The organism is Herbaspirillum sp. BH-1 (genome assembly GCF_002870055.1).
Taxonomy (GTDB): Bacteria; Pseudomonadota; Gammaproteobacteria; order Burkholderiales; family Burkholderiaceae_D; genus Herbaspirillum; species Herbaspirillum frisingense.
This window is the reverse complement of sequence record NZ_PKOI01000018.1, coordinates 62578-87107: the sequence shown is the minus strand read 5'-3', so window position 1 is coordinate 87107 and position 24530 is coordinate 62578. Positions and strand designations below refer to the sequence as shown.

25 protein-coding genes are annotated in these 24530 nt (G+C 63.4%); 10 read left to right on the top strand and 15 right to left on the bottom strand.

The features are described from left to right. Positions 1-57 precede the first annotated feature (57 nt). Positions 58-804 carry a 2,3-diphosphoglycerate-dependent phosphoglycerate mutase gene (gene gpmA / locus HBH1_RS20205; protein ID WP_006464885.1) on the bottom strand — a complete coding sequence of 249 codons (747 nt, stop codon included), beginning with the start codon at positions 802-804 and terminating at the stop codon, positions 58-60. A 154-nt stretch (positions 805-958) separates the two neighbouring features. Here gpmA and HBH1_RS20200 point away from each other — a divergent pair, with 154 nt between their 5' ends. From HBH1_RS20200 to HBH1_RS20180, 5 genes are all read left to right on the top strand, one after another. Beyond that, a complete protein-coding gene (locus HBH1_RS20200) occupies positions 959-1372 on the top strand; it encodes a rhodanese-like domain-containing protein (protein WP_006464886.1) in 414 nt (137 codons plus the stop codon). Continuing rightward, complete coding sequence (gene grxC, locus HBH1_RS20195; protein ID WP_006464887.1) at positions 1369-1629, top strand: glutaredoxin 3; 261 nt, start codon at positions 1369-1371, stop codon at positions 1627-1629. Before HBH1_RS20200 ends, grxC begins: the two co-directional genes overlap by 4 nt. Positions 1630-1680: 51 nt before the next feature. Continuing rightward, entirely contained in the window at positions 1681-2175 is a 495-nt protein-coding gene (gene secB / locus HBH1_RS20190; RefSeq protein WP_006464888.1) for a protein-export chaperone SecB, read from the top strand. Positions 2176-2306: 131 nt separating this feature from the next. Continuing rightward, a complete protein-coding gene (locus HBH1_RS20185; protein ID WP_102664114.1) occupies positions 2307-2756 on the top strand; it encodes an SH3 domain-containing protein in 450 nt (149 codons plus the stop codon). An 11-nt stretch (positions 2757-2767) separates the two neighbouring features. Beyond that, a complete protein-coding gene (locus tag HBH1_RS20180; RefSeq protein ID WP_102664113.1) occupies positions 2768-3772 on the top strand; it encodes an NAD(P)H-dependent glycerol-3-phosphate dehydrogenase in 1005 nt (334 codons plus the stop codon). Positions 3773-3901: 129 nt separating this feature from the next. Here the strand turns inward: HBH1_RS20180 and HBH1_RS20175 are convergent, their stop codons facing one another. The 6 genes from HBH1_RS20175 to HBH1_RS20150 all read right to left on the bottom strand — a co-directional run bounded on the left by HBH1_RS20175 (position 3902) and on the right by HBH1_RS20150 (position 10408). Continuing rightward, entirely contained in the window at positions 3902-4156 is a 255-nt protein-coding gene (locus HBH1_RS20175) for a hypothetical protein (RefSeq protein WP_006464891.1), read from the bottom strand. Between the two features lie 437 nt (positions 4157-4593). Next, positions 4594-5184, bottom strand: coding sequence for a GNAT family N-acetyltransferase (locus HBH1_RS20170; protein WP_102664112.1), 591 nt, complete (start codon positions 5182-5184; stop codon positions 4594-4596). A 76-nt stretch (positions 5185-5260) separates the two neighbouring features. Then, positions 5261-5908 (bottom strand): HAD family hydrolase, encoded by a 648-nt coding sequence (locus HBH1_RS20165; protein WP_102664111.1) that lies wholly within the window; start codon positions 5906-5908, stop codon positions 5261-5263. A 59-nt stretch (positions 5909-5967) separates the two neighbouring features. Then, a complete protein-coding gene (gene ccsB, locus HBH1_RS20160; protein ID WP_006464894.1) occupies positions 5968-7122 on the bottom strand; it encodes a c-type cytochrome biogenesis protein CcsB in 1155 nt (384 codons plus the stop codon). Positions 7123-7230: 108 nt separating this feature from the next. Further along, positions 7231-9402: a cytochrome c biogenesis protein ResB gene (locus HBH1_RS20155; RefSeq protein ID WP_102664110.1), complete on the bottom strand. Its 2172-nt coding sequence runs from the start codon at positions 9400-9402 to the stop codon at positions 7231-7233. A gap of 343 nt (positions 9403-9745) precedes the next feature. Continuing rightward, on the bottom strand, positions 9746-10408 hold the full coding sequence (locus tag HBH1_RS20150; RefSeq protein WP_006464896.1) for a c-type cytochrome: 663 nt from the start codon (positions 10406-10408) through the stop codon (positions 9746-9748). 204 nt (positions 10409-10612) lie between these two features. Here HBH1_RS20150 and yihA point away from each other — a divergent pair, with 204 nt between their 5' ends. From yihA to HBH1_RS20130, 4 genes are all read left to right on the top strand, one after another. Next, positions 10613-11341 (top strand): ribosome biogenesis GTP-binding protein YihA/YsxC, encoded by a 729-nt coding sequence (yihA, locus tag HBH1_RS20145; RefSeq protein ID WP_102664109.1) that lies wholly within the window; start codon positions 10613-10615, stop codon positions 11339-11341. 294 nt (positions 11342-11635) lie between these two features. Further along, positions 11636-12655: a porphobilinogen synthase gene (gene hemB / locus HBH1_RS20140; RefSeq protein ID WP_102664108.1), complete on the top strand. Its 1020-nt coding sequence runs from the start codon at positions 11636-11638 to the stop codon at positions 12653-12655. 25 nt (positions 12656-12680) lie between these two features. Further along, a complete protein-coding gene (gene sigJ, locus HBH1_RS20135) occupies positions 12681-13661 on the top strand; it encodes an RNA polymerase sigma factor SigJ (protein WP_102664107.1) in 981 nt (326 codons plus the stop codon). A 116-nt stretch (positions 13662-13777) separates the two neighbouring features. After that, a complete protein-coding gene (locus HBH1_RS20130; RefSeq protein WP_006464900.1) occupies positions 13778-14239 on the top strand; it encodes a carboxymuconolactone decarboxylase family protein in 462 nt (153 codons plus the stop codon). Between the two features lie 149 nt (positions 14240-14388). Here HBH1_RS20130 and HBH1_RS20125 read toward each other — a convergent pair whose 3' ends face one another. The 3 genes from HBH1_RS20125 to HBH1_RS20115 form a co-directional block, all read right to left on the bottom strand. Then, entirely contained in the window at positions 14389-15603 is a 1215-nt protein-coding gene (locus HBH1_RS20125) for an ABC transporter substrate-binding protein (RefSeq protein WP_102664106.1), read from the bottom strand. Between the two features lie 116 nt (positions 15604-15719). Then, a complete protein-coding gene (locus tag HBH1_RS20120) occupies positions 15720-17309 on the bottom strand; it encodes an aldehyde dehydrogenase (NADP(+)) (protein ID WP_006464902.1) in 1590 nt (529 codons plus the stop codon). A gap of 143 nt (positions 17310-17452) precedes the next feature. Then, a complete protein-coding gene (locus HBH1_RS20115; RefSeq protein WP_102664105.1) occupies positions 17453-18592 on the bottom strand; it encodes an iron-containing alcohol dehydrogenase in 1140 nt (379 codons plus the stop codon). 246 nt (positions 18593-18838) lie between these two features. Between HBH1_RS20115 and HBH1_RS20110 the strand changes: the two genes are divergently transcribed. Next, complete coding sequence (locus HBH1_RS20110) at positions 18839-19783, top strand: LysR family transcriptional regulator (protein ID WP_006464904.1); 945 nt, start codon at positions 18839-18841, stop codon at positions 19781-19783. Positions 19784-19860: 77 nt separating this feature from the next. Here HBH1_RS20110 and HBH1_RS20105 read toward each other — a convergent pair whose 3' ends face one another. From HBH1_RS20105 to rpoA, 5 genes are all read right to left on the bottom strand, one after another. Further along, the gene (locus HBH1_RS20105) at positions 19861-20499 is read right to left on the bottom strand and encodes a peroxiredoxin (protein ID WP_006464905.1); all 639 of its coding nucleotides are present in this window, start codon (positions 20497-20499) and stop codon (positions 19861-19863) included. 110 nt (positions 20500-20609) lie between these two features. Continuing rightward, positions 20610-22400, bottom strand: coding sequence for a protein-disulfide reductase DsbD (dsbD, locus tag HBH1_RS20100; RefSeq protein WP_102664121.1), 1791 nt, complete (start codon positions 22398-22400; stop codon positions 20610-20612). Between the two features lie 27 nt (positions 22401-22427). Continuing rightward, positions 22428-22775 carry a divalent-cation tolerance protein CutA gene (cutA, locus tag HBH1_RS20095; protein ID WP_102664104.1) on the bottom strand — a complete coding sequence of 116 codons (348 nt, stop codon included), beginning with the start codon at positions 22773-22775 and terminating at the stop codon, positions 22428-22430. A 150-nt stretch (positions 22776-22925) separates the two neighbouring features. Next, a complete protein-coding gene (rplQ, locus tag HBH1_RS20090; protein WP_006464908.1) occupies positions 22926-23321 on the bottom strand; it encodes a 50S ribosomal protein L17 in 396 nt (131 codons plus the stop codon). A 186-nt stretch (positions 23322-23507) separates the two neighbouring features. Continuing rightward, positions 23508-24485: a DNA-directed RNA polymerase subunit alpha gene (gene rpoA, locus HBH1_RS20085; protein ID WP_006464909.1), complete on the bottom strand. Its 978-nt coding sequence runs from the start codon at positions 24483-24485 to the stop codon at positions 23508-23510. Between the last annotated feature and the right edge of the window lie 45 nt (positions 24486-24530).

Here is a 24530-nt window from a genome sequence, read left to right as displayed (position 1 = left end):
ACTTGCCGGGAACGGACGCGGCCAGTGCGGCCGGCGCCTTGCTGGAGAAACGCAGTTTTATTTCGACTTCCCTTGGTTTGCCACGGCCTTGAGTGCTGCCTCGATGGCGGACTGGTCGCCCAGGTAGTAGCTCTTGATGGGCTTCAGGTCGGCGTCCAGCTCATAGACCAGCGGCTGGCCGTTGGGGATGTTCAGGCCGACGATATCGTTGTCGCTGATGCCGTCGAGGTACTTGATCAGGGCGCGCAGGCTGTTGCCGTGGGCGGAGATGATGATCTGCTTGCCGGCGCGGATGGCCGGGGCGATGGAATCATTCCAGGCCGGCAGCACGCGGGCCACGGTGTCCTTCAGGCATTCGGTCAGCGGCACCTGTTCGCGCGAGAGGCCGGCGTAGCGGGCGTCGCCGAAGGCATCGCGCTCTTCGCCCGGGGTCAGCGGGTTGGGCGGGGTGTCGTAGCTGCGACGCCAGACCAGCACCTGCTCGTCGCCATACTGGGCGGCGGTCTCGGCCTTGTTCAGACCTTGCAGGGCGCCGTAGTGGCGTTCGTTCAGGCGCCAGTCATTCTTGATGGGGATGTACATCTGGTCCATTTCATCCAGCGTGGTCCAGAGGGTGCGGATGGCACGCTTCAACACCGAGGTATAGGCCAGGTCGAAGGAGAAACCGGCTTCCTTGAGCAGCTTGCCGGCCTGGCGGGCTTCGGCCACGCCTTTTTCGGTGAGGTCGACATCGACCCAGCCGGTGAAGCGGTTGGCCAGGTTCCAGGTCGATTCGCCGTGGCGCATGAATACGATTTTGTACATAGCGGGACTAGTTTTGATGATGGAGAAAGCGGTGCGGTTGCCCCAAGGTCGACTACGCGAGACCGGGTGCAGACCTTAGACTGTTCGGTCCGGATGCAAACCACGAATGCTTCTATTTTATAATGCCGGGATTCAGTAAACTCATTGGACTGCCGTGAAATTCATCATCGACAATATTTTCCTGATCGCCCTGGCCTTGGTCTCTGGCGGTACCCTGCTGGTTCCCTACCTGCAACAGCGCGGCAACAAGCTCAGCCTGCTGCAGGCCACGCAGATGCTCAACCAGGGCAAGGTGCTGGTGCTGGACGTGCGTGAACCGGAACAATTCGCCGCCGGCCATCTGCGCGAAGCCCGCAATATCCCCCTGAAGGAGTTGCCGCAGCGCATCGGCGAACTGGACAAGATGAAGGGCCGTCCGGTCATCGTGGTCTGCAAGAACGGCACCCAGGCCAATCGCGCCGAGGGTTCGCTCAAGAAGGCCGGTTTTACCGAGGTCTACGGCCTGCATGGCGGCATCGACGCTTGGCAGGGCCAGGGCCTGCCGCTGACCACCAAGGAGGCAAAATGAGCGCCCCGGTCACGATGTACTGCACCGCCGTATGCCCGTATTGCATGATGGCCGAGCGCTTGCTCGCCAGCAAGGGGATCACGCAGATCGACAAGATCCGCGTGGACCTCGAACCTCAACAGCGCGAGCTGATGATGCAAAAGACCGGCCGTCGCACCGTGCCACAGATCTATATCGGCGACACCCATGTCGGCGGATTTGACGATCTGAACGCAATGGATCGCGCCGGCAAGCTGGACCCGCTGCTGCAAGCCTGACGCCAGGGCAGCAAACCTCCCCTATCGATTCACCGAACCTGAAAGAGATCCATGTCGGAACAGAACCAAGAAGCCCAAGAGCAACCCGTTTTCCAGATCCAGCGCGTCTACCTGAAGGATCTGTCGCTGGAACAGCCGAATTCGCCGGCCATCTTCCTGGAACAGGAAGCCCCCTCGATCGAAGTGTCGGTGGACGTCGGTGCCGAGGCGCTGGCTGAAGGCGTCTTCGAATCGACCGTGACCATCACCGTGACCGCCAAGGTCAAGGACAAGGTCGCCTTCCTGGTCGAGGGCAAGCAAGCCGGTATCTTCGAGATCCGCAACGTGCCCGCCGAACAGCTGGACCCGCTGCTGGGTATCGGCTGCCCCAACATCATCTACCCGTACCTGCGCGCCAACATCGCCGACGCCATCACCCGCGCCGGTTTCCCGCCGGTGCACCTGGCCGAGATCAACTTCGAGGTGTTCTACCAGCAGCGCCTGCAGGCGCTGGCCGAGCAGCAAGGCGCGACCCTGGTCAACAACGGCTCCACCGCCGTCAACTGATCCGGTTTCACCATCCTGCTTTCAGCACTTGTCCGCCTGCCGGACGGCCGCATCCCCTGCGGCCTGCCGGCACGACACCAAGCCGCCGCAGCCCACGCTGCGGCGCTTTCCCTTCTGCGGAGACTTTCTCAATGAAACGCCTGTCCCTGATTCTTTCCGCCACCCTGCTCGGCGCCTTCATGGCCAAGGATGCCCTGGCCCTGGACTTCAAGTCGGTCGGTGCGGCCCCCGCCATCATGTACGACGCCCCTTCCGAGAAAGGTCGTCGCGTCTACGTTGCGCCGCGTGGCATGCCGGTGGAAGTGGTCTTGACCTATGGCGAATGGAGCAAGGTCAGGGATGCCGCCGGGACCCTTTCCTGGGTCCAGTCCAAGACCCTCACGCCCAAGCGCATGCTGGTGGTGTCGGCGACCAACGCCCGCATCTTCAATGCGGCCGATGAAAGCAGCCCGGTGGTCTTCAGCGCCGACAAGTCGGTGCTGCTGGAAATGCTGGAGAGCCCCAACAACGGCTGGGTCAAGGTGCGCCATCGCGATGGCCAGAGCGGCTTCGTGAAGGCCGGCGACGTCTGGGGCGACTGAACGGACCTGCCATGAAGATCACCATTCTGGGCGCCGGCGCATGGGGAACCGCGCTGGCCATCCCGCTGGCGCGCAAGCATCAGGTCGTGCTGTGGGGCCGCAATGCCCAGGCCATGCAGGAAGCCGACCAGCAGCGCGAAAACCGCCTCTACCTGCCCGGATTTGCACTGCCGCCGGAGCTGCAGGTCAGTTCCGATTTCGACGCCGCCGTACAGCACGTCTGCGCCGACCCGGCCGAGTCGCTGCTGATCGCCGCCTCGTCGGTCTCCGGCCTGCGTGAACTGGCGGGCCATCTGCGCCATCACGCGATTCCCAACCTGGTCTGGCTGTGCAAGGGGCTGGAAGAAGGCACGCGACTGTTGCCGCATCAGGTCGTGCAGGAGGTCCTGGGCAGCGACCTGCCGGCCGGCGTGCTGTCGGGGCCATCCTTTGCGCAGGAAGTGGCGCGCGGCCTGCCTTGCGCGCTGACCATCGCCGGTGCCGACGCGGCCCTGTGCGAACGCGTGGTCAAGGCTGTACATGGCAACAATATCCGCATCTATTCCAGCGATGACCTGGTGGGGGTGGAGATTGGCGGCGCGGTCAAGAACATCCTGGCCATCGCCACTGGCGTGGCCGATGGCCTGCAACTGGGATTGAATGCCCGTGCTGCGCTGATCACCCGCGGTCTGGCAGAGATCACCCGGCTGGGGGTGGCGCTAGGCGGGCGTCCCGAGACCTTCATGGGACTCTCAGGCGTAGGCGACCTGATCCTGACCTGCACCGGCGACCTCTCCCGCAACCGCCGTGTGGGGCTGGGGCTGGCGCAGAACAAGAAGCTGGAAGATATCGTGACCGAGCTGGGTCACGTTGCCGAAGGCGTGCGTTGTGCACAGGCGGTGCGCGCACTGGCACGCGAAAAAGGCGTCGACATGCCGATCACCGATGCGGTGGCGGCGGCCCTGTTCGATGGCGTTTCGGTGCAGGAAATGGTTGCCCGGCTGCTGGCACGGGACCCGCGCGAGGAAAATCTCTAGGCCTGGACCTCCAGGCTTGGCCCCCGGGGCTGCGTGGCGAAAATTCAGAAACCTCACGCCAGCGGCCCATGCTGGAGAAAATGACAGCCGGAGCAGACCTGCCTCCGGCTGTTTTTCATTGTGCAGGCATCAACGCGCGATGATGTCGCTTTCCATCTTGGGACGTTTGAAGCGCTGGGGCGAACCGCCCTCCAGCGCGTCATCCATCTGCTTGGAGATCTTGTCGTAACGCGCGTTGCAATCATCGTCCTGATGTACCGCCTCGGCACCCTTGAGGCGCTTGGCCAGGCGGGAAGTGCGCGCTTCCCCGCCCATGACGTATTGTTGGGCGGCGCGGCCGGCGTGATTATTGTTCGTGGTCTTGTTGCGTTGTATGGCTTGCATCGTATTTCCTCTTACGTCGCTGACGCTCAACGTTCTCCCGTCCTGAGTTTTTTTCGGGAGAACACGCAGCGCCCCGGAAGATCTTGCTTGCTGCCTGATTCCGGGAAACTGCTCCAGATACACAAAGCGCTACGTTTCTTGACAGCGCTTTAGCTATGTAACGCCCGAGCAGCGATTTGGAATACGTGAAAAGTCAGTATTTTGTCAGCCAAATCGAAATTACTTCACAACAATCTTTTTATGCGGCCCCGCAAAAACGGCGCAAACCCGCAGCCATCAAGGCTGACAGCGCTGTCAGAATGGGCGGGATTGTGCAGGTTTTCTGACCAAAGACTGATCAAAAATTTTGTTGCGAAACGTATCTTTATTTCAGTTCAGACGACGAAAAAGCGACAGAAGATTACTTGTCGGCATTTTTATCGAGGGATGCGACAGGGCTAGGTATGCACCGGTACCGGCCGTCCCAGGTCGCTTGGGACCAGTGAAAAGACGGTGGCATCGCGTGGCTCGCCATGAAATACCAGGCGATTGCGGGCCAGGCATTCCAATGTCGCCCCGGTTTTCTCCGCGACCCGCTGGCTGCGCAGATTGCCGGCCTGGGCCACGATCTCCAGGCGGGTGAGGCCGGTCTTGGCAAAGGCGAAGGCGGCCGCGGCCCGGGCCGCCACGGCGGCGATGCCGCGGCCGGTATAGCCTTCACGGATCCAGTAGCCCAGGTTGGCCATCTGGTTCAGCTGGCTGACCTGATTGACGGCAACCGACCCGATCACCAGGCCATTGGTACGATCGATGATGTTGAAGTCATAGGCAGCATGGACCTGCCATTGCTCGATGGCGCGCTGCAGGAACAGCTTGGCGTCCGTCAGACTGTAATCCGGGGTGCACCAGGCCTCCCACTGGCTGATCGCCTGCATCGATTGGCGCACGGCGTCGAACAATGCCGGCGCTTCGCGCAAACCCAGGGGGCGCACTTCGATGGCCCGGTCGCAATAGATGATCTGCCGTTCGCGGTCGATGGGGTGGAGCATGCTTTCCAAGGTTACCCAGGGTGAAAAGTGTGAGTGATCTTACCGAAGCCGGCCATTGCTTGGAAAGCCTGCGCGCTCAGGCAAGCTGCGCATGCAGTTGCCCGAGGTGGGTGATAATGGCCACACCGGCGGGCAGCTCCGGGTGCGGCGCATGCTCCTGCAGGGCGATCACCTTCATGCCGGCCGCCAGACCCGCCTGTACGCCCGGCAGGCTGTCCTCCACCACGGCGCAGCGCTGCGGCGGCACGCCCAGGCGTTCGGCGGCAAACAGGAAGAGCGCGGGATCGGGTTTCCAGCGCTGCACATCGTAGGCGCTGAAGATACGCCCGGCGAAATGCGGCAGCAGGCCGGTGACGCGCAGGCACAACTCGATCTTGTGATGCGGCGCGTTGGAGGCCAGGGCGAAGGGCAGGTGCAGCTTTTCCAGCATCTCCACGGCACCGCTGATCGGCTGCAGGTGCTGCTCCAGCAGGCTGCCCATCAGCGCGCGCAATTCCTCTTCGAAATGGGCGGGCAGCGCCTGGCCGTGCAATTGTTCGATGTGGGAAATGCACCACTTCATGCTGACGCCGCGAAAGCGCGCCAGCGCTTCTTCCGCGCTCAGGCTCACGCCATAGTTGGCCACGTACTCGGACCAGGCCCGCGCCGCCACCACTTCGCTGTCGACCAGGGTGCCGTCGCAATCGAAGATGACCAGTTCCGGCGTCAGGGTGCTGTCGTTCATGCTTGCTCCTTATGGTTCAAGGGGGCGAGGCCGCCCTGATCAAGGAGCCGCCGACGCCATCAAAGTTCGCCGTAGGAATGCAGGCCCGAGAGGAACATATTGACTCCCAGGAAAGCGAAGGTCGTCACCAGCAGGCCGACCAGCGCCCACCAGGCCGCAGCACGGCCGCGCAGGCCCTTCATGAGGCGCATGTGCAGCCAGGCCGCGTAGTTGAGCCAGACGATGAGCGCCCAGGTTTCCTTCGGGTCCCACGACCAGTAGCCGCCCCAGGCTTCGGCCGCCCACAGCGCACCCAGGATGGTGGCGATGGTGAAAAAGGCGAAACCGACGGCAATGGCCTTGTACATCACATCATCCAGCACCTCCAGCGGCGGCAGGCGATCGGCCAGGTAGCCACGCTCGCGCAGCAGATAGGCCACGGCCACCATGGCGGCCAGGGCGAAGGTGCCATAACCGATGAAATTGGCCGGAACGTGGATCTTCATCCACCAGCTTTGCAGCGCCGGTACCAGGGGTTGGATCTCGGCCGCATCCCGCGAGACGGTATACCACATCAGGAAGCCCACCGCCGCCGTGATGACGGTCAGCACGAAGGCACCCAACTGGCGGGTGGCGTAGCGTTCTTCGTAATACAGGTAGAACAGTGCCGTGATCAGGCAGAACAGGACGAAGACTTCATACAGGTTGGAAATGGGGATGTGGCCCACGTCCGGCCCGATCAGGTAGGACTCGTACCAGCGCACCATCAGCCCGGTAAAGCCCAGCACCACGGCCGCCCAGCACAGGCGCGAGCCGATCGCGTTGCCGGTGCCGGCGGTGGTGGCCAGGCCGCCCCAGTAGAACAGGGTGGACAGGCAGAACAGCGCGCTCATCCAGAGAATGGCGGACTGGCTGGAGAGCATGTATTTCAGGAAGAACTTCTTGTCGGCCAGCTCCAGGGCGCCGCCGTACATGGCAATCGCGCCCAGGGAGAGCACCGCGATCACCACCATCAGCAGGCGTACCGGCTTCCAGTGCCAGCCCAGCCAGGCGAAGGTGGGCGCGGCCAGCAGCAGCACCGCCTTCTCGTAGTAATCCATGTAGGCGCCGAAGCGCCCGAAGGCGTACAGCGCGCCGGCCACCAGCAGGGCGGCGTAGAGCCAGTCGACGATGCCAAGGCGACGGAAGAAGCCCTGTTCTTCAGAATAGGCCTGGTTTGCTTGGGTCAGTTCCATTGTGTTCTCCACTGCTGCTGTCCCGGGCGGTGCCAGCCAAAGCGGCTGGCGCGCTGATCTGCCCCGGATGATAACCACCATACGTCGGCGGCATGTTCAATCGCATGTTCAATCTTTACCGGTTCCGGTTGCGACCGGCGATGCCGCCCCCGAGAGGCGGCCCTTCATCTGCTCGAATTCCTTGTCGAAGTCCAGCGTACGGCGCTGGGTGCTCATGGCCATCAGCGCCTGGCTGCCCTGGCCATCGGCGGCCGGCTTGATCCAGATCCACAGACGGCGCTCGCGGATGTACAGCATCGCGAACACGCCCAGCACCAGGAACAGACAGCCCAGGTAGACCACCTTCTTGCCCGGCGAACGCGTCACCTGCAGCACCGATGCCTTGATCTCCTGGAAGCCCGATAGTTGCAGGAACACCGGGGCCGGATAGAAGGCGGCATCAGCCAGTGCATTGATGGAAAGCTGCAGGAAGCGACCATGCTTCTCGTCGCTGCTCACCGCCGCCAGGCCATCCTTGGCGCGGGCCGCCTGCCAGAGCTCCCACATGCTGCCGTTGAGGATCTTCATGAAGATATCGGCGGCCTTTTCCTGTTCGGCCGACGGCAGTTGCTCCAGGAAGCGGGTCACGGCGATATAGCCGGACACCTTGCCGTCACCGGCGAAGATGGACAGGCCGCGCAGCGCCGACTGCTGCAGCTGCTCGCGCAGCACCGGCGAGGCTTCGCGCCCGCCGCTGATGGCCTGCTGGGCATAGCGACGGGCGGCTTCCTCGCGCAGCGCCGGATTGGCCAGGGCGGCGCGCAGGCGCATCCACTCGGCCACGCTGTCATTGTCGTCGGCCGGGATGCGCAGGTAGCGGAAAGGCTGGTCGGGCTGCTCGCGCATGCCGGCCAGGAAGACATCGGCGCCGTCGATGGGCAGCGACTGCATGTAGTTGAAATACTCGCGGGCCTGGCCGGTCTTGTCGCGCAACTTGTATTGCACACTCGGGCCGACGTTCTTGAAGTCCTTGCTGTTGGCATTCTTGGCACTGGAGCCAAGGTGCTTGTCCAGGCCCTCGATGAAGCCGCGATTGACGTTCTTGCCGACGTTGACCGCGCGTGCATCACCCGAGGTGGAGCCGGCAGTGGAGCCCGAGGCCGCAGCCTGCATGTTTTCCACATTGAAGGGACGGAAGCCGCTCCATTCGATGGTGTAGTCGCCCAGCGCGGTGGGCAGCGCAGTGGTGCCGTTGACCTCGCCGGCCAGTTCGAAACGACCGTTGGCACCGCCCCGCATCGGATAGCCGACCAGCTTGAGCTTGCTGCCACCGTCCTCGAAGCTGGACTGGTAGATCGCCACGCCCTTGTAGATCAGCGGCTCGTTGACCTTGATGGTGGCGGCGGTATCGCGGCCGGTCTCATGGTCGCGCACCACCACTTCGCTGGCGAACAGCTTGGGCATGCCGGTGGAGTAGAAATCGATGATGAAGCGCTTGAGCGTGATGGTGAAGGGCAGGTCCTGGATCATCACGCCATCCTTTTGCGGGATGATGGCCGTGCTGCTGCTGGAGCCTTCCGGGATCAGCGTATTGCCGCGGAAGGTCGGGTTGTTCAGGCCCAGGCGATAGCGCTCAGGAATCTCGGAAATGATGCCATTGCCGGCGAAGGCCTGCTTGCCATAGAACCACTGCTGGAAGCGGATCGGCAGATCCGAGTCGAGCAAGCCACCCAGGCAGATGATGACGATGGCCGCGTGCGCGAAGATATAGCCCCACTTGTTGGCCGCACCCTGCTTGGCCGCGAGCAGCATTGCGCCATCCCGGTCGGCCAGCTTGGTCTTGTAGCCCTTGGACGCCACCTGCCGCACCAGTCGGGCCGCAGCCTCGGCCGGCGACTCGCCGCTCTGCCACTCGTGCTTGTGATGGAAATTGCGCAGCGACTGCTCGCGCACGTTGTCGCGCCAGCTTTTGGCGTCGCGCAGCATCTTGGGACCGTTGCGGGCGATGCACAGCGAGGTCGACAGCACCAGGAAACCCATGATCAGCAGGAACCACCAGGCCGAGTAGACCGCGTACAGACCCACCTTGGCGAAGATCTCAAACCAGAACGGGCCGAATTGGTTGACGTAGTTGGGCATCGGCTCGTTCTGCTTCATCACCGTACCGATCACCGAGGCGATGGCGATCAGCGTCAACAGGCTGATGGCAAAGCGCATCGATGAGATCAGTTCGACCGCCTCTCCCAACCAGCGCTGGCGGGTCCTGATCTGGATTCCTTGGGTACTGCTGCCCGTCGTCATATTCCTGCCTTACCGGACCGGGCCTGCCGGTTCCGCTTACCTGGGGGGCACCTTGCCGGTCGGCAAAGCGATGCGAACCCGGATTTTACCGCTCCGGGAGAAAGTCCGTGATATGCCATCGGCAATAGGCGCCAACGCCATCCGGGTATGTCGGCGCGCTGGGCCGCAGCCGGACCAGCGCGACGGGCGATATCTTCGGCCAGGCGGGCCCGGAATGCCACGACCTGCATCAAGGCAGGTGAAGGCACATGGAGGCAAAGGGAGGGCCAATGAAGCCGATGAAAAAAGGCGGCACGGGGCCGCCTTTGATCTTGCCATCCCTCTGCGCAATCCCGCAGATGGCTTATTTCAGGCCGGCGATGTAATCGGCCACTGCCTTGATTTCCTTGTCCGACAGGCGTTCGGCAATGCTGGTCATCTGCACGCTGTTGGTACGCGCGCCGCCGCGGAAGTTAGTCAACTGGGCCACCGTGTAATCCTGGTGCTGGCCGGCCAGGCGCGGATACTGGGCCGGGATGCCGGCACCATTGGGGCTGTGGCAGCCGGCACAGGCCGGCACATTCTTGGCGGCGATGCCACCGCGCCAGATGTGCTTGCCCAGGTCGATGGTGTCCTTGTTCTTGGCCGCGCCGGGCTTGGGCGCCTGGGTGGCCAGATAAGCCGCGACGTTGTGGATGTCCTCGTCGGACAAGGCCTTGGCCATCGGCGACATCACCGGGTTGTTGCGATCCGGGGTACGGAAGTTCAGCAACTGCTTGGCGATGTAGGCCTCATGCTGGCCGGACAGTTTGGGATTCTGGGTGATGGTCGAATTGCCCGCCGCGCCGTGGCAGGACACGCAGGCCACGATGTTGCGCGCATTGTCGCCATTGGTGTAGAGCGCTTCGCCCTTGGCAGGATCGGCCTTGATCGGGGTCTTCTTGTCGTCAGCCGCGTGGGCTGCGCTGGCCACTGCCAGGATGGCAGCAAAAACGGAGTACAACAGTGGGGAAAAGGCACGGTTCATTCGTCACCCTAATACTTATTGTGGAATTGAGAGATTTTGCCCGTTCGGCGGCTAGCTGCCCCTAAACCAAATGCCCGTCGTTTGACCTGTCTCCAATGGCCGCCATATTTTTTACTTGCCCGGCGTCAACGAGGCGTTGGGTTTCGGGCCATTGTACAATAGCTTCTCCGCGTTTTTCCCTCCTCTTTCGGATTTCCCCCCACCATGTCGCAACTTTGGCAAGCCCGTTTCTTCACCACCGTCAATCACCTGCGGGACCTGCCCAAGACCAGCGTACCGGAGATCGCCTTCGCCGGGCGTTCCAATGCCGGCAAGTCCAGTGCCATCAACGTACTGTGCAACCAGAAGCGCCTGGCCTTCGCCTCCAAGACGCCGGGCCGCACCCAGCACATCAACTATTTCTCCATCGGCGGCGCCCACGTCGGGCAGCACCGCAACGACGAGGCGCGCCCGGATGACATCCGCGCTATGCTGGTGGACTTGCCCGGCTATGGCTATGCCGAAGTGTCCGGCTCGGCCAAGCACCACTGGCAAGCCCTGCTGGGCGACTATGTGCGCCAGCGCGAACAGCTGGCAGCGCTGGTAATGATCGTCGATTCGCGCCGCCCCTTCACCGACCTGGATATCCAGATGATCGAGTGGTTCGCGCCGACCGGCAAACCCATCCATTGCATTCTGAGCAAGGCCGACAAGCTCAACCGCAATGAGTCCACCAACGCCCTGCGCCAGGCCCAGACCTACCTGCAGAGCTACGTCGATGAAAACGGCCAGCCCTTCCCGTTCACGGTGCAACTGTTTTCCGCCCTCAAGCGGACCGGTCTGGAAGAGGCCAACGACAAGATCGTGGAACTGGCCGGCCTGAACCAGCCTGCCACCGCAGCGGCGGTGGCCGAGGACGGCGTCGCCCAGGATCAGGGCACGCAGCAAGCCTGATCGCCGACAAGGCGACATCCTTCGGACCGGGGTAAAACGTCACGACGAAAAAAAACCCCGGAGAACAGGGATATTCTCCGGGGCAGAACGCCTTTCGCTAGCGCGATCGGCCCCGCTCAGGGAGGGAAGGGGAAGCGGGGGGCAAATGAATTACCCGCAGCAAAGATAAGCCATACCGAGGGAAAGTTGTGCGCCGCGCGAATCTAAGCAGGCAATTTTCCGAAGTTAGCGATATTTGCCTAGAAAATATTTCAAGATAGCGTCAAATAACATCTATTTTTTGAAAGCCAACCTATGTCCTTGACCGATTTCAGTTCCAACGCCGCCTACCCTGCCCTGCGCATGCGCCGCATGCGCCGCGATGCCTTCTCGCGCGCGCTGATGGCCGAAAACGTCATCACCAGCGCCGACCTGATCTATCCGGTATTCGTGCAGGAAGGTCAGAACCTGCGCACTCCCGTGGCCTCGCTGCCGGGCGTGGAACGCCTGTCGCTGGACGCGCTGCTGCCGGTGGCCGAAGAATGCGTGAAGCTGGGCGTGCCGGTGCTGGCGCTGTTCCCGGTGATCGATCCGGCCCTGAAGACGCCCGATGGCATCGAAGCCACCAACCCGGACGGACTGGTGCCGCGCGTGGTACGCGCGCTCAAGGACCGCTTCCCCGAGCTGGGCATTCTCTGCGACGTCGCCCTGGACCCCTACACCAGCCACGGCCAGGACGGCGTGCTGGACGAGACCGGCTACATCCTCAACGATGAAACCCTCGCGCTGCTGGTCAGGCAGGCGCAAACCCAGGCCGATGCCGGCGTGGACGTGGTCGCCCCCTCGGACATGATGGACGGCCGCATCGCCGCCATCCGCGCCATGCTGGAAGCCAAGGGCCACATCTACACCCGCATCATGGCCTACTCGGCCAAGTATGCCTCGGCCTTCTACGGCCCCTTCCGCGATGCGGTCGGCTCGGCCGCCAACCTGGGCAAGGGCAGCAAGGCCACCTACCAGATGGACCCGGCCAACAGCGACGAGGCCCTGCGCGAAGTGGCACTGGACCTCAAGGAAGGCGCCGACATGGTGATGGTCAAGCCGGGCATGCCTTACCTGGACATCGTACGCCGCGTGAAGGACGAATTCCGCGTGCCCACCTTCGCCTACCAGGTCAGCGGCGAATACGCGATGATCAAGGCCGCCGCCCAGAACGGCTGGCTGGATCACGACAAGACCATGATGGAAGCCATGATGGCCTTCAAGCGCGCCGGCGCCGATGGCGTGCTGACCTACTTCGCGCTGGACATCGCGCGCAAGCTCAAGCAGGGCTGATCCTCGGCACCCGCCGGCTGCGCTGATGGCAGACGATCTCGACCTCTTCACCCGTCACCGGCCGCGCCTGTTCGGCGTGGCCTACCGCATGCTGGCCTCGCGCAGCGATGCCGAAGACGTACTGCAGGACGCCTGGCTGCGCTGGCATGCCCAGGACCGGCAGCAACTGGAATCGGCCGAGGCCTGGCTGGTGACGGTGGTGACGCGGCTGTGCATCGATCGCCTGCGCCAGCTGCAGCAGGAGCGCCAGCACTACGTCGGCCACTGGCTGCCGGAACCCCTGGTGGACCTGGCCGAGCCGGCCGCCGAGATCGACCTGTACGGCCAGGCCAGCCTGGCGCCTTCGCCGGAGGCGCTGCTGGAGCAGCATAGCGATGTGTCCTTTGCCTACCTGTTGCTGCTGGAGCGCCTCAAACCCGAGGAGCGCGCCGCCTTCCTGCTGCGCGAAGTATTCGACAACGACTACCCCGACATCGCCGCCATCCTGCAGAAATCCGAGGCCAGCTGTCGCCAGCTGGTGCACCGCGCCCGCGAACGCCTGTCGCGCCATGATGCCAAATCGGCCGGCGCGCCCGGCAGCGTGACCCCGCGCACCACCCTGCGCGCGGCCTCCAGTCCGGTCACCCGCGAAACCCACGCCCTGTTGCTGGAAAAGTTCATGCAAGCGGTCCAGAGTGGCCAGCGCGACGCCATGCTAGGCCTGCTGGCCGAGGATGCCCGCCTGATCGGCGACGGCGGTGGCAAGGTCGCTTCCTTCCCCCATCCGCTGGCCGGCGCCGAGCGCATCTCCTGGCTGTACTACGCCAACCTGCGCCGCTTCGGCGAGCGCATCGCCTATCGTGCAGCCTCGGTCAACGGCACGCCGGGCCTGCTGCGCTACGTCGATGGCACGCTGGAATCGGCCCAGGTGCTGGAAACCGAGGACGGGCGCATTCGCGAGATCTACGTGGTCCGCAATCCGGACAAGCTGGCGGCCATTGCCCGTCAGCAGCTGGACCCGGCCTGAAGATTATTTCGCTTCTTTTTTCCGAAAACTGTCACAACACGACACCCCGCTCCGTCTAGTGGAGGAACACCGGCGATTCGCGCCGCTGTCACCTCACCCACTGATGGAGAATTGTCATGTCCGACTTCAAGCAACGTCTGCCCCACGCCAAGCTCGCCGCCCCCGCCTTCAACGCCCTGCTCAAGGCCAGCGAAGCGGTACACCAGAGCGGGGTCGATCCCAAGCTGCTGGAACTGGTATTCCTGCGCGTCTCCCAACTCAACGGTTGCGCCTTCTGCGCCGACATGCACTCGCATGACCTGCTCAAGAATGGCGAAGACCAGCAGCGCCTCAACACCCTGGCCGCCTGGCGCGAAATCCCCTTCTTCACCGAACAGGAGCGCGCCGCGCTGAACTGGGCCGAACGCTTCACCTATCTGCACCAGCAGGATGGCGAGAAGGACGATGCTGCTTTCGCCCTGCTGCAACAGCACTTCAGCGAGGCCGAGATCGCCAACCTGACCTTCGCAGTGGCCATCATCAACGCCTGGAACCGCCTTGGCGTGGCCATGCGTCCGCAGGTACCGCGCCGCGCCTGAGAGCACAGCGTCCGGGCGAAAAAAAACGCACCCCGGTCACCCGGGATGCGTAGAACATGGTCCGATCCACATCAGACTTTCTGCTCAAAAAGGGGCGGGCGGCGCACTCACGGGCGGCGCCCTGCTGGTCTTTCAATAACGGCGCTGGCTTATTTCCAGAGCGCGCACTTGGATTCGGCCTTGGTCATGTAGGCCTGCTCGCCGGGAATCGTCTGCACCAGCTTGTAATAATCCCAGGGGCGCTTGGATTCTGAAGGTTTCTTCACCTCCATCAGATACATGTCATGCACCATGCGGCCATCCGGACGCACCACGCCATTGCTGGTGAAGAAATCGTTGATGCGGTTCTTGCGCAGGTAATCCATGACCTGGTCCGGATCGGTACTGCCTACGGCCTTCACCGCCTTCAGATACTGGCCCACGGCCGAGGCATCGCCAGCCTGGAACATGGACGGCATCTTCTTCATCTTCATGAAGTAGCGATTGGCCCAGGCGCGACTCTGGTCGTTGAGGTCCCAGTACCAGCCATCGGTGAGGTACATCCCTTGCGTGAGCTGCAGGCCCAGCGAGTGGGTATCGTTGATGAAGATCAGGAGGCCCGCCAGCTTCATGGTCTTGTTCACGCCGAATTCATTGGCCGCCTTGATGGCATTGATGACGTCGCCGCCAGCCACCGCCAGCCCGAGGATCTGGGCCTTGGAGGATTGCGCCTGCAGCAGGAAGGACGAGAAATCCGAGGTCGCCAGCGGGACCCGGGTGGCGCCCACGACATTGCCGCCATTGCTCTTGACGACATCGCTGGTGTCTTTTTCCAGCGAGGTGCCGAAGGCATAGTCGGCCGTCAGGAAGTACCAGGACTTGCCGCCCTGACGGGTGATGGCTGCCCCCGTGCCGCGCGCCAGGGCCGTGGTGTCGTAGGCGTACTGGATGGTGTAGGCGTTGCATTCCTCGTTGGTCTGGCGGGTGGTGCCGGCGCCGACCGAGATGAAGACCTTCTTCTTTTCGCCCGCCACCTTGCCCGTGGCCAGGCTGGCCGCCGAGTTCACGCCACCGACCAGCATGTCCACGCCGTCGCGGTCGAACCACTCACGCGCCTTGTTGGCGGCGATGTCGGCCTTGTTCTGGTGGTCGGCAAAGACCAGTTCCACCTTCTTGCCGTTGATGGTGCCGCCGGCATCGGCGATGGCCATGCGGATCGCCTCGACGCCGCCCTGGCCGTCGAAGTCGGCATAGGTGCCGGACATGTCGGTGATGAAGCCGATCTTGATGGTGTCGCCCGCCGCCTGTGCGGAAGGGATGGTGGCCGCGCCGAACAGCGCGCAGACAGCGGCAGACAGCGCAGCGCGCCGGATGGATGTAATCATGGGTCTCCTCCTCTTGGGGTCTTGGGATAGTGTTGTTGCGACCCCGCAATCGAGTGCGGGGAAGGTGGAACAGGACCGACGCCAGGGCGCCGGTCCGGGTGCTGCAACGTGCTGGATCAGGCGACGGTGGCGCGGGTCTGCTCGCCATCGACCAGGCGCATCAGGCCCAGCGGGTTGGCGTTCTGCAGCGGTGCCGGCAGCATCGCGTCGGGGTAGTTCTGGTAGCACACCGGACGCAGGAAGCGCTCGATGGCCAGCGTACCGACCGAGGTGCCACGGGCATCCGAGGTGGCCGGATAGGGGCCACCGTGAACCATCGCATCACACACCTCGACACCGGTCGGGAAGCCGTTCAGCAGCAGGCGGCCGGCCTTCTGTTCCAGGATCGCGATCAGGTCCTGGTTGCCTTGCAGATCACCGATCTCGGCTTGCAGGGTGGCGGTCAGCTGGCCGTTCATCTTGGCGGCGAAGTCCAGCAGCTGCTCGCGGCTTTCCAGTTCGACGATGACGGTGGAGGGGCCGAAGACTTCCTCTTCCAGCGGTGCTTCCTTGGAGAACAGCAGCGCGGCGTCAGCCTTGAACAGATGCGGCACGGCCTGGGTGTAGCTGGTGCCGCCGGTGGCGATCACCTTCACGCCCGGCAACTGGGTCAGGCGCGCGACACCGCCGTTGTAGTGGGTCAGGCCGCCGCTGTTGAGCATGGTGGCCGGATTGCTGCCGCCGAAGGCCGCCGACAGCTTTTCGATGAAGGCGGTCAGCTCGGGCGAACGCACGCCCAGCAGCAGGCCCGGGCTGGTGCACAGCTGACCCACGCCGACCGTGACCGAACCGGCCAGGTCCTTGGCAATGGCGTCACCGCGTACCTTCAGTGCTTCCGACATCAGGATGATGGGGTTGATGCTGGACATCTCGGCAAACACCGGAATCGGTTGCGGACGGGCAGCCGCCATGTCGCACAGGGCACGGCCGCCACGCAGCGAGCCGGTGAAGCCGACTGCCTGGATGCCGGCGCTCTTGACCAGCTGGGCGCCCACGCGGTCGCCATAGACCATGTTGAAGGTACCGGCCGGCATGCCGGTCTTCTTGACGGCGCGCTCGATGGCATCGGCCACCAGTTCGGAGGTCACCAGGTGGCCGCTGTGGGCCTTGAAGACCACCGGGCAGCCTGCTGCCAGGGCGGCGGCGGTATCACCACCGGCCACCGAGAAGGCCAGCGGGAAGTTGCTGGCACCGAACACGGCCACCGGACCCACGCCGATCTTGTATTGGCGGATGTCCGGGCGCGGCAGCGGTTGGCGCTGCGGCAAGGCGGTATCGATGCGCGCACCGTAGAAGTCGCCACGGCGCAGGACCTTGGCGAACAGGCGCATCTGGCCGCTGGTGCGGGCGCGTTCACCGGCCAGGCGCGGCGTGGCCGGCAGGGCGGTTTCACGGGCCACGGCGGCGAGGAAATCGTCACCCAGGGCATCGATCTCGTCGGCGATGGCTTCCAGGAACTGGGCGCGCTGTTGCGAGGTGGTGGCGCGGTACAGCGGATAGGCCTTCTCGGCCGCATCCACGGCGGCAGCCACTTCGTTTTCGGTAGCGGTCAGGAAGGGGGTCTCGAAGAGCGCGCCGGTGGTCGCGTCCACGCTATGCAGGGCGACGTCGCCCTGACCGCTGCGCTGGCCGCCGATGTAGTTGTGTCCAAGGATCTTGTAGCTCACGATGTGCTCCTGCTGGTTTCGTTGATGCCGCCCGGGTTCGGGTCAGGCATGAGAGCCGCGCCCGCGCAATGCGGGAGCGGCTGAGGGGGACTTGCGGGACAGGCCGGCCGTGGCCGCTGCCCTGCGCCGGTCATTGTCGGCCATCACATGGATTGCTGCAGCATCTGCAGGTAATCCTGTTCCGAGGCCTCGCGCGGATTGGTTTTGTGGCTGTGGTCGGCCAGCGCGCCTTTGATGATCTGCGGGAACATGGACTCGCTCACACCCAGTTCACCCAGGCCGGCCGGCAAGCCGAGACGACGGCTCATGTCGCGGATCGCCGGGCCGATCTCGGCACCGCTGGCCAGGCCCATGGCATGGGCCATGCGCGCCATCTTGTTGTCCTTGACCATGGTCGGCGCGCTTTCGTTGAAGGCGATGATGGCCGGCAGGAAGATGGCATTGAGGGTGCCGTGGTGCAGCTTGGGATTGATGCCACCCAGCGAGTGCGACAGGCTGTGCACGCAACCTAGGCCCTTCTGGAAGGCCATGGCGCCCTGCATCGAGGCACTCATCATGTTGAGTCGTGCTTCGCGGTCGCCCGGCTCGCGGGTGGCGCGTTCGATATGCGCCCAGGCGCGCCACAGGCCATCCAGCGCGATACCATCGGCGGGCGGGTTGAAGGACGGCGCCATGAAGGTTTCCAGGCAGTGGGCGATGGCGTCCATGCCGGTGGCGGCGGTCATCAGCGGCGGCAGGCCCAGCGTCAGTTCGGGGTCGCAGATGGCCAGACGGGGCACCAGGTAGGGCGAGATGATGCCGACCTTGCGGCCGTCGTCCAGGATCAGGATGGCGCCACGGCCGACTTCGCTGCCGGTGCCGGCGGTGGTCGGGATGGCGATCACCGGGGCGGTTCGGGCGGTGATGTTGGACAGGCCGCCCTCGATCAGGGCGAACGACTTCAGCGGTCCCTCATGGGTAGCGCAGACCGCCACGCCCTTGGCCAGGTCGATGGAAGAGCCGCCGCCCACGGCCACGATACCGTCGCAGCCCTGCTCGCGGAACAGCGCCACGGCCGCACGTACGGCAGCTTCGTTGGGGTTGGGCGGGGTCTGGTCGTAGACCACGGCCGCACTGCCCTCCTTGAGCTGCGCCAGGACCTTGTCCAGCAGACCGGCATTGCGGATGCCCATGTCGGTGACCACCAGCGGCTTCTTGATGCCGATGCGATCGCATTCCTGCTGCAGCAGCGCCAGTGCGCCGTAGTCGAACTGGACTTGGGTGATGTAGTTGATGAGTGCCATTAGGGTACCGGTAGGTGCAATTAAGCTTCGAATCAGGCTGCGATTACATAGCCATGATTCATAGATGTCGCCAGCCAGGCCGCGGTCTGGAAGGTGTCGACGCCGTCCTGCGAGCCCGACCTTTTCCCTCTGCGACCTGCTTTTGAAAGCGAGACTCTAAGCCATCGCCCGGCCCTTGGCTAATGAGAGCTGTTGATATGGGTATAACCAAAGCTCATACTGGAGGCCTATTCGAGGATCAACGCCATGCACAATACCCTGCCCTCCCTGGCCTCCATCACCTCCCGCCTGCACCTGCGCCAGTTACGGCTTCTGATTGCCCTGTCCGACCACGGCTCGCTGCTCAAGGCGGCCGAGCAGGTGGCCCTGACCCAGCCCGGCGCCAGCAAGGCGCTGCAGGAGATCGAAAGCACCCTGGGCGTGCAACTGTTTACCCGCACCAACCGCGGGCTGGAGCCCACCGAGCTGGGCCATTGCGTGATCCGCTATGCAAGGCTGATCCAGACCGACCTGACCCACCTGCGGGAAGAGATGCTGTCGATCATGCAAGGTCACGGCGGCCGGCTGGCAGTGGGGACCATCATGGGAGCGGTGCCGTTGTTGACCGATGCGCTGACGCGCCTGCTGGAGAGCCATCCCTCGCTGTCGGTGGAGATCGTGGAAGACACCAGTGCCCGATTGCTGCGCCTGCTCGACCAGGGCCGGCTGGATCTGGCGATCTGCCGCACCAGCATCAGCCAGCGCCCGGACCTGTATGACGCCTTCAACATCCATGACGAACAACTGGCGGTGGTGGCCAGTGTGCAGCATCCCCTGGCCGGAGCATCCAGCCTGCAACTGGCGGATCTGGCCGATTCGCGATGGGTGGTGTATTCGGCCAACATGCCGATGCGGCTCACGCTGGAGCGGGAATTCCACGACGCCGACCTGCGCTTCCCGCTGCACCTGATGGAGACCACCTCGGCCTTCACCACGCTGTCGCTGCTGCAGAAGAATCCGCATTTCGTGGCCCTGCTGTCGGTGGACGTGGCGCAGTTCTGCACGCGTTTCGGCATGACGCGCATCCTGCCGCTGCAATTGCATACCCGCAGCGAACCCTACCAGCTCGTGACACGACACGGCACCATGCTCTCCCCGGTGGCGCGGCTGTTCATCGACGACTTTGCGCGCACGGTGGCGCCGCAAGAGTGAGCCCGGCCTGGTGCGCGCCAAACAAAAAGCGCTCCCGCAGGAGCGCTTTTCTCTGGTCCGGCCGACCGCTTGCCGGATTACTTGTTCGGTTGCGGGGTGATGCGCAGGTAAGGGCGCGGCGACTTGTAGCCCTTGGGATATTTCTGCTTGATGACTTCCTCATCCTTGACCGACAGCGGGATGATGACGTCGTCGCCGTCCTTCCAGTTACCCGGGGTGGCCACGGTGTAGCCATCGGTCAGTTGCAGGGCATCGATGACGCGCAGCACTTCGTCGAAGTTGCGGCCGGTGCTCATCGGGTAGGTGATGATGAGGCGCACCTTCTTCTTGGGATCAATGACGAACAGCGAACGCACCGTAGCCGTCTCGGACTGGTTGGGGTGGATCATGTCGTAGAGACCGGCGACCTTCTTGTCGACGTCGGCCACGATGGGGAAACCGACCACGGTCTGCTGGGTTTCCTCGATGTCCTTGATCCACTGGTTGTGGGCTTCGGCACCGTCCACCGACAGGGCGATGGCCTTGACGTTGCGCTTGTCGAATTCGGGCTTGAGCTTGGCCGTCAGGCCCAGCTCGGTGGTGCAGACCGGCGTGAAGTCAGCCGGGTGGGAGAACAGCACGACCCAGGAATCACCCGCCCAGTCGTGGAATTTGATCTTGCCGATCGAGGATTCTTGCTCGAAATCCGGTGCAGTATCGCCCAGGCGCAGCGTCATGGTGGTCTCCTTGGTTGAACGGTTGAAAACAGAAAGGCTGACTATAACGCGATGCCCGCGTCAGGCCAACGACTATAAAGTGGTATCCAAATAACGCAGCGCAATGGCTTCTACAGGTTTTGCAGCGTGGACACGAACTTGTCTGCATCTTGGTAACCGATCACGCGGCGTTGTACCAGCTCGCGTCCATCCGCATCGAAAAACATGATCCCGGGCGGACCGAAGAGATTGAAGCGCTTGAGCATGGCGCGGTCATCGGCATTGTTGGCGGTCACATCGATCTGCAGCAGCAGCATCTGGCCGAAGCGTTCCTTCACGCGCTGGTCACTGAAGGTGAAGCGTTCCATTTCCTTGCAGGAAACGCACCAGTCGGCGTAGAAGTCCAGCATCACCGGACGGCGCTCACCGGCGGCATTCTGCTGCAGGGCCGCGTCCAGCTCGGCGCTGGAACGGATGCGCACGAAGTCCGTGCCGGCCACCGCGGTACCCTGCGCGCGCAGATGCGACAGCGGCGCCAATGGGTCGCGACCACCGGTCACCACGCTGACCAGTTGCAGCAGACCCAATGTGACCACTGCCAGGCCGAGTCCACGTGCGATCCAGCCTGCCGGGCGGGACCACAGCAGGAAGGCGCCATAGCCGATGCCCAGCATCGCCCAGCCCGCCATCTGCAGCCAGGACGGGATCACCGGCGAGACCATCCACAGCGCCGTACCCAGCATGAGCACGCCAAAGAAGCGCTTGACCGCATCCATCCAGGCGCCTGCGCGCGGGAGCAAGGCGCCGGCAGACGCACCGATGAGCAGCAGCGGTACGCTCATGCCGGCCGCCATCGCAAACAGGGCGCTACCGCCCAGCACCACATTGCCGGTCTGGCTGATGTAGAGAAGTGCCCCGGCCAGCGGCGCGGCCACGCAGGGACCGACGATCAGCGCCGAGATCGCGCCCATCAGGAACACGCCCAGCCATTTGCCGCTGCCATTGCCCGAGGCCGAGGACAGGCGGGATTGCACGGAGGCCGGCACCTGCAGCGTGTAGACGTCGAACATCGACAGGGCCAGTACCGCCATCAGCAGCGCAAAGCCGGCCAGCATCCACGGGTTTTGCAGATAGGCCGACAAGCCCTCGCCCAGCATCCCGGCGGCCACGCCCAGGGCGGTATAGACCAAGGCCATACCAAGCGAATAGGCGACCGACATCAGGAAGCTGCGAGCGCGGCCACCGCCGGCGGCAGTCTGCTGGCCGACGATGATCGAGGACAGGATGGGCAGCATCGGCAGCACACAAGGCGTGAAGGAGAGGCCGATACCCAGCACGAAGAACAGCGACAGGATGCGCCACAGCTTGCCGCTCTTCAGTACGGCGGCAATTCCGTCGATATCGCTGCCGCCGGTGGCCTGCATCGCATCACCGCCGCCCGCGCTCACGCTCTGGCCGGTCGCCTGGGGCGACATGGTCAGCTTGAGCGTCATCGGTGGATAACATAGCCCCTTGTCGGCGCAACCTTGCGATACCGCCACCACGGTAAATCTATCCACAGCCCCGCTGACCGGCATGCGGGCCGTCACTGATTGGTGATAGGTCTCCACTTCCTTCTGGAAGTTGTCGTCATATTTGCGCTTGCCGGGGGGAAATTGCGGCTCGCCCAGCGTCGCACCCTCGGCGCTGAAGTGGAAGCGGTCGCGGTACATGTAGTAGCCATCGGCGATGCGATAGCTCAATTCCAGGGTCCCGGCATCGACCATGCGTCCGCTGAGCTGGAAGGCCTGCTCCGGCGGAAGATAATCTTCGGCGGCATGCGCCCCGGTCGTGGACAGCGTGGCCACCAGCATCAGCAGACACTGCAGGGAGAGCAGCCACAAGCGCTGCAGGCGCCGGCCAATCGGGTGGCGCGTCATCATGGGATTCAACGGAGTTCCTTGTCTGCCTTACAGGCTTAATGGCCGGGCGGTTTCATCCTGCATCCAGGCGAGGTAGGCCGGAAGACCTGCCGTGAGCGGCAAGGCGATGATCTCCGGCACATCATAGGGATGCAACTGCAGGATGGTCCGCTCCAGCTCCTGGTAGCGCGCCTGCGTGGTCTTGATCAGCAAGGGGATTTCGCTCTCACGCTGCATCTTGCCTTGCCAGCGATAGACCGAGCTCACCGGCGCCAGGATATTGACGCAGGCTGCCAGCCCTTGTTCCACCAGGGCTGTGGCGATCTTTTCGGCGAGCTCCTGATCCGGCACATTGGCCAGGACCAGCAGCGGCTGGTTCAACAGGGACGAGGTCATGTCAGCATCTCCTTGCGCATGCCGTATTCAACCACAGACTGTGCCGGCGCGCCGCCATGCAAGATCAGGACATGCCATGAAAGATGGATACCAAAAACAAAAAAGCCAGGCTGAGCCTGGCTTTTCTGCAGAGACGGACAAGCGAGTGAATTACTCAGCGGTCGGGGCATCAGCGGCGTCGCTGACTTCCGGACGGTCCACCAGCTCGACGAAGGCCATCGGTGCGTTGTCGCCTTGACGGAAGCCCATCTTCAGGATGCGCAGGTAGCCGCCGTTACGGGCAGCGTAGCGCGGGCCCAGTTCGGAGAACAGCTTGCCGACGATTTCGCGATCGCGCAGGCGGTTGAAGGCCAGACGCTTGTTGGCCAGGGTGTCGGTCTTGCCCAGGGTCAGGATCGGCTCGACGACGCGGCGCAGTTCCTTGGCCTTCGGCAGGGTGGTCTTGATGGCTTCATGACGCAGCAGGGAGACAGTCATGTTGCGCAGCATGGCCAGACGGTGGGACGAAGTACGATTCAGTTTGCGGAGACCGTGACGGTGACGCATGGTAATTTCCTTTCAGGTTACAGTTTTGATCCAGTTCTTCTATCGGCAGGCCAGCTTCGCTGTCCGGACCGCGGACCGGTAAATGACGGATAAAAGTATTGCTACGGGTACGACGGGTACGACAGATACAGCGTCTTGCCAGCCTGGCCGGCGGGATGGTGCTCCACGCCAGCCAGGCAGCAGGAATTACTTCTCCAGACCGGCCGGCGGCCAGTTTTCCAGCTTCATGCCCAGGGTCAGGCCACGCGAAGCCAGGACTTCCTTGATTTCGTTCAACGACTTGCGACCCAGGTTCGGGGTCTTCAGCAGTTCGTTTTCGCTGCGCTGGATCAGATCGCCGATGTAGTAGATGTTCTCGGCCTTCAGGCAGTTTGCGGAACGAACGGTCAGTTCCAGGTCGTCCACCGGACGCAGCAGGATAGGATCGACCTGCGGTGCGCGCGACGGTGCTTCTGCAGTCGCTTCGGTGCCTTCCAGGGCAGCGAACACGTTCAGTTGATCAACCAGCACGCGGGCCGACTGGCGGATCGCTTCTTCCGGAGTGATGACGCCGTTGGTCTCGATGTTCATGACCAGCTTGTCCAGGTCGGTACGCTGTTCCACACGTGCGGATTCCACAGCGTAGGACACGCGCCGCACCGGCGAGAAGGACGCGTCCAGAATGATGCGACCGATGGTCTTGTTGGTGTCTTCGGACAGGCGACGCACGTTGCCCGGCACGTAGCCACGGCCCTTTTCGACCTTGATCTGCATGTCCAGCTTGCCGCCACCGGTCAGGTTGGCGATGACGTGATCCGGGTTGATCAGTTCGACGTCGTGCGGCAGATCGATATCGGAAGCCAGGACGGCGCCTTCGCCTTCCTTCTTCAGGGTCAGGGTGACTTCGTCACGGTTGTGCAGCTTGAAGACCACACCCTTCAGGTTCAGCAGGATATCCACGACGTCTTCCTGCACGCCGTCCAGCGAGGAGTACTCGTGCACGACGCCGGCGATGGTGACTTCGGTGGGAGCGTAACCGCTCATGGTCGACAGCAGCACGCGACGCAGCGCGTTGCCCAGGGTGTGACCATAACCGCGCTCGAACGGCTCCATCACGACCTTGGCGTGACCGGGAGCCAGTGTTTCCACTTCGATGATGCGGGGCTTCAACAAACTGTTTTGCATGAATTGTCCTTTTCAATACCCTCGGCTCGTTACACCGATAAGGCT

Bases quoted from the DNA above. Each gene is read 5' to 3' on its own strand.
- HBH1_RS20165 (WP_102664111.1), bottom strand. From the start codon at position 5,908: ATGAACGACAGCACCCTGACGCCGGAACTGGTCATCTTCGATTGCGAC.
- hemB (WP_102664108.1), top strand. From the start codon at position 11,636: ATGTCCTTGACCGATTTCAGTTCCAACGCCGCCTACCCTGCCCTGCGC.
- yihA (WP_102664109.1), top strand. From the start codon at position 10,613: ATGTCGCAACTTTGGCAAGCCCGTTTCTTCACCACCGTCAATCACCTG.
- HBH1_RS20150 (WP_006464896.1), bottom strand. From the start codon at position 10,408: ATGAACCGTGCCTTTTCCCCACTGTTGTACTCCGTTTTTGCTGCCATC.
- HBH1_RS20155 (WP_102664110.1), bottom strand. From the start codon at position 9,402: ATGACGACGGGCAGCAGTACCCAAGGAATCCAGATCAGGACCCGCCAG.
- dsbD (WP_102664121.1), bottom strand. From the start codon at position 22,400: ATGATGACGCGCCACCCGATTGGCCGGCGCCTGCAGCGCTTGTGGCTG.
- sigJ (WP_102664107.1), top strand. From the start codon at position 12,681: ATGGCAGACGATCTCGACCTCTTCACCCGTCACCGGCCGCGCCTGTTC.
- HBH1_RS20180 (WP_102664113.1), top strand. From the start codon at position 2,768: ATGAAGATCACCATTCTGGGCGCCGGCGCATGGGGAACCGCGCTGGCC.
- secB (WP_006464888.1), top strand. From the start codon at position 1,681: ATGTCGGAACAGAACCAAGAAGCCCAAGAGCAACCCGTTTTCCAGATC.
- HBH1_RS20115 (WP_102664105.1), bottom strand. From the start codon at position 18,592: ATGGCACTCATCAACTACATCACCCAAGTCCAGTTCGACTACGGCGCA.
- grxC (WP_006464887.1), top strand. From the start codon at position 1,369: ATGAGCGCCCCGGTCACGATGTACTGCACCGCCGTATGCCCGTATTGC.
- ccsB (WP_006464894.1), bottom strand. From the start codon at position 7,122: ATGGAACTGACCCAAGCAAACCAGGCCTATTCTGAAGAACAGGGCTTC.
- HBH1_RS20185 (WP_102664114.1), top strand. From the start codon at position 2,307: ATGAAACGCCTGTCCCTGATTCTTTCCGCCACCCTGCTCGGCGCCTTC.
- HBH1_RS20170 (WP_102664112.1), bottom strand. From the start codon at position 5,184: ATGCTCCACCCCATCGACCGCGAACGGCAGATCATCTATTGCGACCGG.
- HBH1_RS20110 (WP_006464904.1), top strand. From the start codon at position 18,839: ATGCACAATACCCTGCCCTCCCTGGCCTCCATCACCTCCCGCCTGCAC.
- cutA (WP_102664104.1), bottom strand. From the start codon at position 22,775: ATGACCTCGTCCCTGTTGAACCAGCCGCTGCTGGTCCTGGCCAATGTG.
- rpoA (WP_006464909.1), bottom strand. From the start codon at position 24,485: ATGCAAAACAGTTTGTTGAAGCCCCGCATCATCGAAGTGGAAACACTG.
- HBH1_RS20130 (WP_006464900.1), top strand. From the start codon at position 13,778: ATGTCCGACTTCAAGCAACGTCTGCCCCACGCCAAGCTCGCCGCCCCC.
- rplQ (WP_006464908.1), bottom strand. From the start codon at position 23,321: ATGCGTCACCGTCACGGTCTCCGCAAACTGAATCGTACTTCGTCCCAC.
- HBH1_RS20105 (WP_006464905.1), bottom strand. From the start codon at position 20,499: ATGACGCTGCGCCTGGGCGATACTGCACCGGATTTCGAGCAAGAATCC.
- HBH1_RS20175 (WP_006464891.1), bottom strand. From the start codon at position 4,156: ATGCAAGCCATACAACGCAACAAGACCACGAACAATAATCACGCCGGC.
- gpmA (WP_006464885.1), bottom strand. From the start codon at position 804: ATGTACAAAATCGTATTCATGCGCCACGGCGAATCGACCTGGAACCTG.
- HBH1_RS20125 (WP_102664106.1), bottom strand. From the start codon at position 15,603: ATGATTACATCCATCCGGCGCGCTGCGCTGTCTGCCGCTGTCTGCGCG.